14 protein-coding genes and 1 tRNA gene are annotated in these 12221 nt (G+C 63.8%); 12 read left to right on the top strand and 3 right to left on the bottom strand.

The genetic code is table 11. The features are described 5' to 3' along the window. Window positions 1-112: 112 nt before the first annotated feature. The 5 genes from ABIB90_RS14240 (at window position 113) to ABIB90_RS14220 (ending at window position 2763) form a co-directional block, all read left to right on the top strand. A tRNA-Gly gene (locus ABIB90_RS14240) sits at window positions 113-186 on the top strand. A 364-nt stretch (window positions 187-550) separates the two neighbouring features. After that, window positions 551-1003: a DUF2231 domain-containing protein gene (locus ABIB90_RS14235; RefSeq protein WP_219683774.1), complete on the top strand. Its 453-nt coding sequence runs from the start codon at window positions 551-553 to the stop codon at window positions 1001-1003. Next, entirely contained in the window at window positions 1000-2334 is a 1335-nt protein-coding gene (locus tag ABIB90_RS14230; protein WP_219683772.1) for a PQQ-dependent sugar dehydrogenase, read from the top strand. The genes ABIB90_RS14235 and ABIB90_RS14230 overlap by 4 nt, the downstream gene beginning before the upstream one ends. Before the next feature lie 18 nt (window positions 2335-2352). Next, window positions 2353-2556, top strand: coding sequence for a hypothetical protein (locus ABIB90_RS14225; RefSeq protein WP_007611681.1), 204 nt, complete (start codon window positions 2353-2355; stop codon window positions 2554-2556). 36 nt (window positions 2557-2592) lie between these two features. Continuing rightward, window positions 2593-2763: a hypothetical protein gene (locus ABIB90_RS14220; protein WP_219683770.1), complete on the top strand. Its 171-nt coding sequence runs from the start codon at window positions 2593-2595 to the stop codon at window positions 2761-2763. 58 nt (window positions 2764-2821) lie between these two features. Here ABIB90_RS14220 and ABIB90_RS14215 read toward each other — a convergent pair whose 3' ends face one another. Then, entirely contained in the window at window positions 2822-3205 is a 384-nt protein-coding gene (locus tag ABIB90_RS14215) for a type II toxin-antitoxin system VapC family toxin (protein ID WP_007602914.1), read from the bottom strand. Next, complete coding sequence (locus tag ABIB90_RS14210; RefSeq protein WP_007602915.1) at window positions 3202-3459, bottom strand: type II toxin-antitoxin system Phd/YefM family antitoxin; 258 nt, start codon at window positions 3457-3459, stop codon at window positions 3202-3204. The genes ABIB90_RS14215 and ABIB90_RS14210 overlap by 4 nt, the downstream gene beginning before the upstream one ends. Window positions 3460-3827: 368 nt before the next feature. Between ABIB90_RS14210 and ABIB90_RS14205 the strand changes: the two genes are divergently transcribed. The 6 genes from ABIB90_RS14205 to ABIB90_RS14180 all read left to right on the top strand — a co-directional run bounded on the left by ABIB90_RS14205 (window position 3828) and on the right by ABIB90_RS14180 (window position 9817). Then, a complete protein-coding gene (locus tag ABIB90_RS14205) occupies window positions 3828-5219 on the top strand; it encodes an MFS transporter (RefSeq protein ID WP_354200917.1) in 1392 nt (463 codons plus the stop codon). Window positions 5220-5341: 122 nt separating this feature from the next. After that, window positions 5342-6190: a 3-oxoadipate:acetyl-CoA acetyltransferase gene (locus tag ABIB90_RS14200; RefSeq protein WP_007602922.1), complete on the top strand. Its 849-nt coding sequence runs from the start codon at window positions 5342-5344 to the stop codon at window positions 6188-6190. Between the two features lie 114 nt (window positions 6191-6304). Next, a complete protein-coding gene (locus ABIB90_RS14195) occupies window positions 6305-7510 on the top strand; it encodes an MFS transporter (RefSeq protein ID WP_354200916.1) in 1206 nt (401 codons plus the stop codon). Between the two features lie 170 nt (window positions 7511-7680). Further along, window positions 7681-8910: a CaiB/BaiF CoA transferase family protein gene (locus tag ABIB90_RS14190; RefSeq protein ID WP_007602924.1), complete on the top strand. Its 1230-nt coding sequence runs from the start codon at window positions 7681-7683 to the stop codon at window positions 8908-8910. A gap of 190 nt (window positions 8911-9100) precedes the next feature. Continuing rightward, on the top strand, window positions 9101-9316 hold the full coding sequence (locus tag ABIB90_RS14185; protein WP_007602925.1) for a hypothetical protein: 216 nt from the start codon (window positions 9101-9103) through the stop codon (window positions 9314-9316). A 96-nt stretch (window positions 9317-9412) separates the two neighbouring features. Beyond that, window positions 9413-9817 (top strand): RidA family protein, encoded by a 405-nt coding sequence (locus ABIB90_RS14180; protein WP_007602926.1) that lies wholly within the window; start codon window positions 9413-9415, stop codon window positions 9815-9817. A gap of 175 nt (window positions 9818-9992) precedes the next feature. On the opposite strand, the gene ABIB90_RS14175 is transcribed toward ABIB90_RS14180, so the two are convergent. After that, the gene (locus tag ABIB90_RS14175) at window positions 9993-10655 is read right to left on the bottom strand and encodes a TetR/AcrR family transcriptional regulator (protein ID WP_219683762.1); all 663 of its coding nucleotides are present in this window, start codon (window positions 10653-10655) and stop codon (window positions 9993-9995) included. 223 nt (window positions 10656-10878) lie between these two features. On the opposite strand from ABIB90_RS14175, the gene ABIB90_RS14170 reads away from it, so the two are divergent. Then, window positions 10879-12114 carry an acyl-CoA dehydrogenase family protein gene (locus tag ABIB90_RS14170; RefSeq protein ID WP_354200915.1) on the top strand — a complete coding sequence of 412 codons (1236 nt, stop codon included), beginning with the start codon at window positions 10879-10881 and terminating at the stop codon, window positions 12112-12114. Window positions 12115-12221: the final 107 nt, after the last annotated feature.

The raw sequence follows: 12221 nt of genomic DNA, 5'->3' as shown, positions 1-12221 counted from the left end.
CGCAGGGCCGGGAAGGCGCTGGAAAGCCGACTCTTGGGCAGTTGATCTTGTGTTGGGCCGTTGATCTTGGGCAGTTGAGACCGCCGCCCGGCCGTGTTAGGGAGCCCCTGTCGCGGGTGTAGCTCAATGGTAGAGCAGCAGCCTTCCAAGCTGAATACGAGGGTTCGATTCCCTTCACCCGCTCCATCCCAACAATTGTTGCATCTCGATGGACCGACCCTCTCCAGGGGCAGGTCAGTCCCAATGTCGGCTGGAGCTTGGCATTTCGACAGGACGGCCGGTGACGGTGTGGGCGGCATTGCGATAACCGGTATCGGCGTTGCGGGGATCGGGGATCACTGAGTTCAAATTGCGTTGCGTTTTTCGAGGGCACGAGCTCGCGACGACATGGCGGATGCCTGCGTGCATCTGATGCAAATCGTCGGTTAGCCCGGGGAAGCGGGCGTCCGCGGCGTATCAGGCGGCACGCCGGTGACTGCGCAAGCGTAGGAACCTTCACCGCCAGCATGAGTTGGCCGTCGGGCGGGGCGAAAGTCACACGAGGTCAATCGTGCAAGACAATTTGCGTGTGCGCTCGACCGCGCAAATCGCAGGCCATCCGATTCATCCGATGCTGGTGCCGATCCCAATCGCGTGCTTCATCGGGGCGCTGCTGACCGACATCGCCTATGTCGTCAGTGCCGAGATCATGTGGGCGGATTTTTCGGCCTGGCTTCTGGTCGTCGGCGTCATCTTCGGCGTGCTGGCCGCCATCGCCGGCCTGACCGATTTCCTCGGCAACCGCCTGGTGCGGGCACAGGCGCCAGCCTGGCCGCATCTGATCGGCAACGCGCTGGCGCTGATCCTGGCAACCATCAATGCGTTGATCCACACGCGCGATGCCTGGACCTCGGTGTGGCCGACCGGGCTCATTCTTTCAGCCATCACCGTATTGATCCTGCCGGTCACCGGCTGGCTCGGCTGGGCCATGGTGTATCGCCACGGTGTAGGAGTTGCGCGATGAACTCCGCAATCGCTAGGGCGCTGTTGTGCGCCTCGCTGCTGTGTCTCGCCGGCTGCAATGACGGCAGTGGCGATCCCAAGGCGCAAACCGGCGCCAACCCGACGCTGCCCGACATCCAGCAATATTGGCTGCCCCCGATGCACATCGCCCGCATCGTCGGCTGGAAAAAGGACGAGACCCCGGCCGTTGCGCAGGGCTTGCAGGCCAAGGCCTTCGCGACCGGCTTGCAGCACCCCCGATTTCTCTACGTGCTTCCCAACGGCGACGTGCTGGTGGTGGAATCCAAGGCGCCGAAGGGTGCTCCGATCAAGCGGCCCAAGGAAATCGTGATGGGATATGTCGAGTCCTGGGCGACATCCGGCGGCGACACCGGCGAGAGCAACCGCATCACGCTGCTGCGCGACAGCAACGGCGACGGCGTCCCGGATACGCAAAGCGTCTTCCTCGACCATCTCAACTCGCCGTTCGGCGTCGCGCTGGTCGGCAACGATCTCTATGTCGCCAACACCGATGCGATCGTCAGATATCCCTACACCGAAGGCGATACCAAGATCACCGCGCCGGGCACGGTACTGACGCCGCTGCCGGGCGGACCGATCGACCATCACTGGACCAAGAGCCTGGTCGCGAGCCCCGACGGTTCAAAGTTGTATGCCGGCGTCGGCTCCAACAGCAACATCACCGAGAACGGCATGGAGGCCGAGCACAATCGCGCCGCGATCCTCGAGGTCGACCGTGCCAGCGGCCGCTGGCGCATCTTCGCGAGCGGCTTGCGCAATCCCAACGGTCTCAGCTTCGAGCCGCAGACCGGGTCGCTATGGACGGTGGTGAACGAGCGCGACGAGCTCGGTCCCGATCTCGTGCCGGACTACATGACATCGGTGAAGGACGGCGGCTTCTATGGCTGGCCCTACAGCTATTACGGCCAGCACGTCGATCCTCGCGTCAAGCCGGAGCGACCCGACCTCGTTGCCAAAGCGATCGTGCCTGACTACGCGCTGAGCTCGCATGTCGCGCCGCTTGGAATGGCTTTCAACACGAGCGCGAGTTTGCCGCCCGCCTATCGCGGCGGCGCCTTCGTCGGCGAGCACGGCAGTTGGAACAGGCAGGTCTTGAACGGCTACAAGGTCGTGTTCGTGCCGTTCACGGACGGCAAGCCGAGCGGCCCGCCGCAGGATGTCGTCACCGGCTTCCTCAACAGCGACAACCACGCGCGCGGGCGGCCCGTCGGTGTCGCCATCGACAAGACCGGCGCGCTGCTGGTCGCCGACGACAGCGGCAACACGGTTTGGCGCGTGACCGCCGCGCACCCGCAGCTCACGCAGCGATAGATCTCGAGGAGTTACACCATGGGCCTCGCGCAATACACGATCGTGCCGGTGCAGGACGAATGGGGCGTGCTGCACGACGGCGACGTCAAGAACAGATACAGCACCAAGGAGGCGGCTTTCGAGTCGGCGGTTGCCGCAGCATCGCTGGCGCTTCGCGAGGGACACGAAGTCCATGTCAGCGTGCCCGGCCGCGAAGCCGGCGAGAACGCGCTGGGAATTTGACCGGACACTCCGAGCAGAACACTTCAGGAGGCTGCGATGACCAAGCCCCGTGAGCCGAACGGCATTGAACCCTCCCGCTCCGAAGACGACATTCAGCGCGACCAGCTCGGGCCGCGTGGCGTGCCGGATGCGCCGGATCCGGCCAAGATGACGCCCCAACGCGACAAGAAAACGCCGAAGCACGTCGATCCCGGCCATACAGCCTGACGGGTGCCCCGCGGCTTTTCTGTTCGGCCGGTAAGTCGCCGCCGCGGCAGTCGTCGACTTACGCCGCCGCAACGATATCCGTCTTGGCAAAGTCGTCGCCGACGTAAAGAAGTGCGCAGCCATGCTCCTTGGCGACATCGTAGGCGAAGCAGTCACCAAAGTTGAGACCGGCAGGACGAATGCCTTTGCCCCAACGCGAGTAGATCTGCGCCACGCGTTCGGCCGATGCTTGGGTCACCGAGATCACGTTCAAACCGAGATCGTTGATCAGCTTGTTCATTTCTTCGTCGACGCCCCGCCGTGCCGCGACGATCAGGCTTTCTGCAATGGAGGCCGCCGAGATCAGGATTTCGTCGGCGGTTTCCAACGCGGTGATGCAAGCATCGGCCTGCGGTTCGTCGAGCACGATCGCCATCAGCGCGGAGGTATCGAGCGCGATCATTCCGGCAGTCCGTCATCCCCGAAAAGAAAGTCCTGACTGCGCGCGGCGCTCGGTCCGGGGATAGCTTTGGCCCCGCCGGTCCTTCGCGCCGCCTCGAGCACGGTCCGGCGGGCGGCGCGGTCCGGCGGAAGCCTGACCGGGACGAGCCGCACCGCGGGATGTCCATGCCGCGTCAGGATCACCTCGTCGCCGGCCTCTGCGCGGCGGACAAGATCGGTCAATTGTCCTTTTGCGTCGGTGACGGAGACCCGCATCTCATTGTCCTTCCTCAAGTTTCATAAAATGGACCATGCAATGGTCCAATGTCAACCGCCTCACCCCGCTGTTCTGCGAAGGGCGCTCCACACCATTCGGAACCGACATTCCTCTATTCTGCGATTTGCAGCTAAGAGGACCTTAGAGGCGTGATCTGCGCCTGGCGCGCAAATAACATCATGTTAGGTTTGTCGCATAACTGGGTAATTGTGTTAGCCCGGCGAAAGCCTATCGTCGCCACCAAGCAGACACCCATCGGCCATGACAAGCGCTCGCGAAACTCCGCAGAGCGGCCGGAGAGTGCTGCCCAATTTTGAGCGAAGCCCGTCAACGGGACGTCAGCAAAACCCAAGGGAGGAATCTTGAGATGACCGCGATCCATCAGATGAGTCAGTCCAGGAAAGCCGCTGCCAGCGGCTGGATCGGGTCGGCTCTCGAATATTATGACTTCTTCATCTACGCGACCGCCGCGTCGCTGATCTTCCCGCAAATCTTCTTCCCGTCGGAGAATCCCACCGTCGCGATCATTGCGTCGCTGGCGACCTATGGCGTCGGCTATGTGGCTCGTCCCATCGGCGCCTTCGTGCTCGGACATTGGGGCGACACCCATGGCCGCAAGACGGTTCTCATCATCTGCATGTTCCTGATGGGCATCTCGACGATGGCCGTGGGTATCTTGCCGACCTACCAGCAGGTTGGCATCCTGGCGCCAATTCTGCTCGTCATTCTGCGCCTCGTGCAGGGATTTGCCGTTGCCGGCGAAATCTCAGGCGCAAGCTCGATGATCTTGGAGCACGCGCCGTTCGGTCGGCGGGGCTTCTATGCCAGCTTCGCCCTCCAGGGGGTGCAGGCTGGACAGATCCTCGCCGCAGCAATCTTCCTGCCGTTGGCGGCCTATATGCCGACCGAGGCCTTCAACAGCTGGGGCTGGCGGATTCCCTTCCTCCTCAGCTTCTTCGTCATCGTCGCGGGCTACATCATTCGTCGTGAAGTCGACGAGACCCCTGCTTTTGCCCGCGAGGGCGAGCGGGGAGAAGCTCCGCGCGCGCCCATCGTCCAGGCCATCAAGCTGAGCTGGCGCGACATGCTCAGGGTCATCTGCATGGCGCTGATGAATGTCATTCCTGTCGTTGCGACCATCTTCGGCGCGGCCTATGCGGTGCAGCCGGCCTACGGGATCGGTTTTGCCAAGGACGTCTATCTTTGGATCCCGGTCCTCGGAAACATGCTGGCCGTGTTCGTCATTCCCTTCGTCGGCAATCTCTCCGACAAGGTCGGCCGCAAGCCTCCGATCATCGTAGGCGCGCTTCTCTCCGGTTTGCTCGCCTTTTGTTATCTCTATGCCATCAGCATCAGGAATGTGCCGCTCGCAATATTGGTGTCGCTGCTGATGTGGGGCGTCGTCTATCAGGGCTACAACGCGATTTTCCCGAGCTTCTACCCCGAACTGTTTCCGACCCGCACCCGCGTGTCGGCCATGGCGATCTCGCAGAACATCGGCACGACAATCACTGCATTGCTTCCCGCCCTGTTTGCGACCGTCGCGCCTCCCGGCTCGACCAACATTCCGTTGACGGTGGGGGCGATTGCCTTCGCTATCACGATCATCGCCGCGCTGGCGGCCCTGACCGCGCGGGAAACCTATCGGATCAGGATCGACGATCTCGGCAATCCCAATGCGGTTCCGATGCCGCGGGCAGATTATGACCGTCAGCGCGCCGGCGATGCGGTGAGCGGGGCTGCCACGGTTCGGACCTGACGCGTATGATAGAGGCAACTGCCGCCGCGATCGATGATGTTCGCGGCGGCAGGGCCTCACTGCATAGTCAGGCTGCCGATCCGAATTTGTGCGCGTGAGCGCAATCAATATGAGGTTGCAAGATGAACCCTGCTGTCATTGCCGTCGCAATCACCGGCTCCGTTCCGCGCAAGAAGGACAATCCCGCCGTCCCGATCCTGCCGTCCGAGCAGATCGAGTCGACGCACCAGGCGTTCGAAGCCGGTGCCACGCTCGCCCATATCCATGTGCGCAACGATGACGAGACGCCGTCCTCCGATCCCGAGCGTTTCGCCCTGGTGCAGGCGGGGATCAAAAAGCACTGTCCTGGGATGATCGTTCAGTTCTCGACCGGCGGGCGGGGCCGCGATCCCTCGGCGCGCGGATCGTCGCTCTACCTGAAGCCGGACATGGCCTCGCTGTCCACGGGATCGGTGAACTTTCCGACCATCGTCTACGAGAACAGTGCCGCGCTGGTCGAGACGCTCGCCACCGGGATGAAGGCGAATGGCATCCGGCCGGAAATCGAGATCTTCGATTTGTCGCATCTGCATGGCGCCCGCCGCCTGATCGAGGCGGGGTTGATCGATTCCAGTCCGCACGTGCAGTTCGTCATGGGCGTCAAGAACGCCATGCCCGCGGACGAGCATGTCCTCGACATCCTGCTGGGAGAGCTCAGGCGGCTGATCCCGAAGGCGACGTGGACGGCAGCCGGGATCGGACGCCACCAGGCCGAGGTCATGGGCTGGGCGCTCGCGCGGGGCGCCGATGCGGTTCGCACCGGACTCGAGGACAATATCAGGATCGACAAGGCACGCCTTGCGGCCAGCAACGCGGAGCTCGTGGCCATCGCCGGTGAGGCTGTCGCGCGCCACGGCAGGCGCGTGGCGACTGCGGCCGAGGCGCGATCCCTGCTCGGGCTCGCGGGGCAGGGAGCTCCTGCCGCCTCCTGACATGCTCCCGGCCGCCTGCTGCCATTCGTCGGCCGGCGTTTCCGTGCGCTGAGTCTCCGGGTAAGACTGCCGTCACAGGCGTGATCTGCGCCTGCCGGGCAGGCGACAATTGGAATGCGGTTTCTGAAATCTGACAGCAGGCTCATCGGGGTCCTGCTGGTGCTCGCGGTCTCCCAGCTTGTCGGGTGGGGGACGATCGGCCTTCCCGCCATTGTCGGACGCGATCTCGCGGCCGATCTCGGCATGAGCCTGCCGGCGGTGTTCGCCGGGACGTCCGTTCTTTATGTGTCGATGGGGCTATGCGCGCCCTGGCTCGCCAAGTCGTTTGCGCGGCACGGCGCACGAAAGGTGATGATCTCAGGTACGGTCCTCACCGTGCCGGGCTTCATCCTGCTGTCCCTCGCGCGCGAGCCGATGCTGTATTTCGCGGCCTGGATCGTCCTTGGCATCGCCGGCAGCGCCACGCTTTCGACCGGTGCCTATATCATGCTGAACGAGGTCGCCGGGCGGCAGGCCAAGAACGCGATCGGCGCGCTCATGCTGGTGACGGGCCTGTCGAGCAGCATCTTCTGGCCGACGACGTCGTTCCTCAGCGGTCTGCTCGGCTGGCGCGGCACGTGCCTCGTCTACGCGGCGATGATGATCGTCATCAACCTTCCGCTCTATGCATTCTTTGCACCGCGCCGGAAAATCGCCGGTGATCATGGCGGTGAGCCGGTGAAATCCTCGCCGCCGCCTGCGATTCCCAGGAGCACCTTCAGCCTCGTCGCCGCCGCGATCACACTGAACGCCTTCGTCAATTTCGGCATCGGCGCCATCATGATCGAGTTGCTCCGGGCGGAGGGGCTTCCCCCGGCGCAGGCGCTTGCGTTCGGCTCGATGCTGGGCGTGATCCAGGTCAGCGCCCGCGGGCTCGATTTTCTCGGCGGAGGGCGATGGGATGGAATCACGACCGGGCTCGTTGCCGGTACGGCGCTCCCGGTCGCCATGCTGCTGCTGATGACGAGCGAGGGCGCGACCTGGGCGGTTGCGGCCTTCATCCTGCTCTATGGCGCCGGCAGCGGTGCAATGGCGGTGGCGCGGGCGACGATCCCGCTCGTGTTCTACGATCAGACCGAGTTCGCCAAGGCGATGTCGATGATCGCGCTGCCGCTCAATCTCGCATCCGCGGTTTCGCCGCCGCTCCTTGTCGGCCTGCTCACCCAGTTTGGCAGCCGCGGCGCGCTCGGTCTCACCTTGGTCTGCTCCTGCGCCACGGTGCTGATCCTGGTCCTGCTCGGCCGCCGACGGCCGCAGGTGGCCGCAGCGGCCGTGACCTGAGAATATTCGCGCGGCGGAAATTCACCGGGCGGATGACCTGCGCCGGGCGGGCGGGCGGATGGCCGTATGCCCACAGTGCAGTGCTCGGGCCGCCAAAATGGTGTATCCGCAGGGAGCGCGGCCCGCGATCTCGCGGCCGCGCCAAGATCCAGTTCCCGGAGGAATTCGACATGTCGGCGCTGCCGCTCTCAGGCATCAAGATCCTTGACCTCACCCGCGTGCTTGCCGGGCCCTTGTCGGCCCAGATGCTGGGCGATTTGGGCGCGGAGGTGATCAAGATCGAGCGGCCGGGCACCGGCGACGACGCGCGCGCCTTCGGCCCGCCCTATCTGACCGACCCTGATGGCGGAGCCAACAACAACAACTCGTTTTACCTCTGCGCCAACCGCAACAAGAAGTCGGTCACGGTCAACATCGCCAAGCCCGAGGGGCAGGCGATCATCCGTGAGCTCGCCAAGGACGTCGACGTCTTCATGGAGAACTACAAGGTCGGCGATCTCAAGCGCTACGGCCTCGACTACGAGACCATCAAGGCGATCAATCCCGGCATTATCTATTGCTCGGTGACCGGCTTCGGCCAGACCGGCCCCTATGCGCCGCGCGCCGGCTACGACGCCATCCTGCAGGCGATGGGCGGCCTGATGAGCGTCACCGGCCATATCGACGGCGAGCCCGGCGAGGGCCCGATGAAGGTCGGCCCCTCGATCGTCGACTACATGACCGGCATGAACACCTCGATCGGGATTCTCTCGGCGCTCTACCATCGCGACGCCAATGACGGCGTGGGACAGCATATCGACGTCTGCCTGTTCGACACCGTCATCGCATCGTTGTCGCACTGGCTGCAGATCTACCTCGTCAACGGCAAGACGCCGCCGCGCCGCGGCACCTGGGGCAATGGCGGCATGCCGGCCGGCGTGTTCCGCTGCACCGACGGCGAATTGATGCTGGTGGTCGGCAATGACGGCCAGTTCCAGCGCACCTGCGCCGTGCTCGGCGAGCCCGAGCTCGCCAACGACAAGCGCTTCCTCAAGAACAACGACCGTGTCGTTCACGGCAAGGAGATCATGGCGATCTTCGCCGGCCTGTTCCTGAAGCAGCCGGTCGCCTACTGGCTGGAGAAGCTGGAGGAGGCCGGCGTTCCCTCGGGCCCGATCAACAATTTCGAGCAGGTGTTTTCGGATCCGCACGTCCAGTCGCGCGGCATGCGGGTGAAGGTCGACCATCCCTTCCAGCCCGATCTCTCGCTGATCCGCAACGCCCTGACGCTCTCGGAAACCCCGATCAAGGATTACCGCGCCCCGCCGCTGCTGGGTGAGCACACCCAGGAGGTGCTCGCCGGCAAGCTCGGCTACGATGCCGGCAAGATCGAGGCACTGAAGCAGCAGGGCATTATCTAGCTTCGGCGAAGCGGCCCTCGCAGTTTGGCCTGATCGCCATTGGATAAAAAAGTGACGTCAGCATGACGCGCCTGCGGCCTTGTGCGAGCCTTGCGCGCAATCCCCAGATAATCCCGGTCCGTACTCACACAGGCTTCCGCTTGGCGCGCGACTCAGATTCGATCGGTCCACTCAGTCCGGGAGGGAACGCATGTCCTACACGATCGGGTTTCAGGCCAAGAACCAGAAGGCAATTCTGGCGACCGAGGCGGCAACGGCCAACCAAGCCGTCGCGATCGTTGCCGCATTGCGGCAAAGCGCCGACGAAATAAAGTTCATCCGCTCGCCGCAGGAAGGCGACATGGGCATCGAGATGCTGCTGCTGCTCGCCAAGGAAGAGGCCGAGGAGATGCCGCAGCACGCCTAGGCGGCTCGGCGGGCAAACTTCGATCAGAAGCGAAGCATGACGGCTGCATGATGATGTAGCAAGCCGTCATCTCGCTTGCACCGAAGGTGACCGCCCATGAATCTCGAAATTAAACGCGAAGCGCTCCGCGTCGACCCGATCTCGACGTTCCTCGACCGCTGGAAAGCCCCGGTCTCGCCGGTCACGCGCGCCGGCAACATGATCTTCGTCGCCGGCCTGCCGCCATTCGACCCCGAGACGGGCGAGATCGCGGACGTGCCGATCGAGCGGCAGAGCGAACTGATCATGGAGCAGATGAAGCTGTGCCTTCAGACGGCGGGCGCGAGCCTCGACAATGTCATGAAGTGCAACGTCTACTGCACCTCGACCAAACACTTCGCCGCGTTCAACGCCGTCTATGCGCGCTATTTCCCGCGCGATCCGCCGGCGCGGATCTTCGTCTGCACGCCGGAATGGTTCGGCCCCTTCGACGTCGAGATCGACTGCATCGCGATGATGTGACCGCGCTTACTTACCTCGCCCCGCTCGCGGGGAGAGGTCGGATCGCGTCAGCGATCCGGGTGAGGGGGTGCAGGTCCCTCGACGATCTCATGCGCGGAGAGAGGCCCCTCACCCCAACCCTCTCCCCGTAAGAACGGGGCGAGGGAGCGCACCGTTAGTGCGGCAACGAGTTGCGCTAACGCGCAGCCAGCCGTGACGGTGCCTTCGCCTCCGTCCGCCCCGCCGTCAGCGCCATCGTCGCCACGCTGACGACGCGCGCGACCACGTCCTCGACATCGTCGAGATCGCATTTGCCTTCCGACAGTTTCGTCAGCCGCTCGCTCTCGCGTATAGTGTGGTGCGCCATGGCGAGCGCGAAATTCAGACCCCAGTAGATATCGATGTCGCTGCGGTCGGGCAGGGACCTTCGCATCGCGCCGGCGAACTTGCGCAAATGGTCGATCTCGCGATTCTTGATGCGGCGGATCGGCGGCACGGATTCGATCGAGGCGCGGATCATGAAGCGCGCCGCGGTCGAGCGCTGGTTCTCGGGGCCAAGGCAGCCGCGCAGCGTCGGGCCGACCAGGGCATGCAGGATCACCTCGATCGGCGCGCGGCCGCCGCCTTGTTCTTCCGCCGCCTTCAATTCGCGCAGGCGCTCGCGGTTGGTGGCGATCGAGCGTGTCACGAACAGCTCCGCGATCAACTCGTCCTTCGAGCCGAAATGATAATTCACCGCCGCGAGGTTGACGTTGGCCTCCGCGACGATGTCGCGCAGCGTCACGTCGCCGAACCCGCGGTCGGCATAGAGCCGTTCGGCGGCGGCGAGGATGGCAGTCCGGGTATGATCGCTGGCCATGGGAGCCCCTCGGGGAGGGAGTTGCAATTCAAACAGTTGTATGAAACTATCGTTTGAAGGCCGGCAAAGTCAATCCGCAATCGGGGCTCGTTCGCAAATGCGCGAGTGGGTTCCGGAGCATCCGCAAGCCGCGCATTCGCACTTGCGGGTCGCACAATGCGGGTGGACAGTCCGGCGCAAAACAAGTTCGCCAAAACAAGTTGGCAAAGACGAGGAGCGTCCCATGGATTTCGATCTGTCGCCGAAGCAGAAGGAATGGCTCGACCGCGTGCGGTCTTTCATGACCAAGCACGTGCGCCCGGCGGTGCCGGTCTATGATGAGCAGGATCGCACGGGCGAACGCTGGAAGGTGATCCCGGTTCTCGAGGATCTCAAGAAGAAGGCGAAGGCCGAAGGCCTCTGGAACATGTTCATGCCGCCGAACGAGCATGAGGACGACGAATTCCGCGGCGCGGGACTGACCAATCTTGAATACGCGCTGCTCTCGGAGCAGATGGGCCACATCTCCTGGGCTTCGGAAGTCTTCAACTGTTCCGCGCCCGACACCGGCAACATGGAAGTGTTCATGCGCTACGGCTCCAAGGAGCAGAAGCGCAAATGGCTGCGTCCGCTGATGGACGGCGAAATCCGCTCCGCCTTTCTGATGACGGAGCCGGCGGTGGCCTCGTCTGACGCCACCAACATCGAGACCAGCATCGTAAAGGACGGCGACCATTACGTCATCAACGGCCGCAAATGGTGGTCGTCCGGCGTCGGCGATCCCCGCTGCAAGATCGCGATCCTGATGGGCAAGACCGATTTCAAGGCGGCCAAGCACCAGCAGCAGTCGCAAATTCTGGTTCCGCTCGACACCCCCGGCATCAAGGTCGAGAAGATGCTGCCCGTGTTCGGCTTCGACGACGCGCCGCATGGCCACGCCCAGGTGCTGCTCGAGAACGTGCGGGTGCCGAAGGAGAACATCCTGCTCGGCGAGGGCCGCGGCTTCGAGATCGCACAGGGCCGCCTCGGTCCCGGCCGCATCCATCACTGCATGCGCACCGTCGGCAAGGCCGAGGAGGCGCTGGAGAAGATGGTGAAGCGGCTCACCTCGCGCACCGCTTTCGGCAAGCGGATCGTCGAGCATTCGGTGTGGGAGCAGCGCATCGGCGAGGCCCGCACCAATATCGAGATGACGCGGCTGTTGTGCCTCAAGGCCGCCGACATGATGGACAAGGTCGGCAACAAGACCGCGCAGGCCGAGATCGCCATGATCAAGGTCGCAGCCCCCAACATGGCGCTGAAGATCATCGACGAGGCGATCCAGGCCTTTGGCGGTGCAGGCGTCTCGGACGAAGCCGGCCTTGCCAAGGACTACGCCCACATCCGCACGCTCCGTCTCGCCGACGGCCCGGACGAGGTGCACAATCGCGCCATTGCCAGGCTCGAGGTTCGGAAGTATGCAAACTCTTCCAGTCATTAAGCGGGAGAGCATGCTGGCGCTCCCGATTTGAAGAAACGACAGGGCATGATCCGTGATCGGATGACCGCTTGACGCAAGTGCGCTGGGGGTTACCGATTAGGATCATG

Source organism: Bradyrhizobium sp. JR4.1 (assembly GCF_040548605.1).
GTDB lineage: Bacteria > Pseudomonadota > Alphaproteobacteria > Rhizobiales > Xanthobacteraceae > Bradyrhizobium > Bradyrhizobium canariense.
Note: the sequence above shows the minus strand (reverse complement) of the source record. Positions and strands in the feature narration are given on the sequence as shown.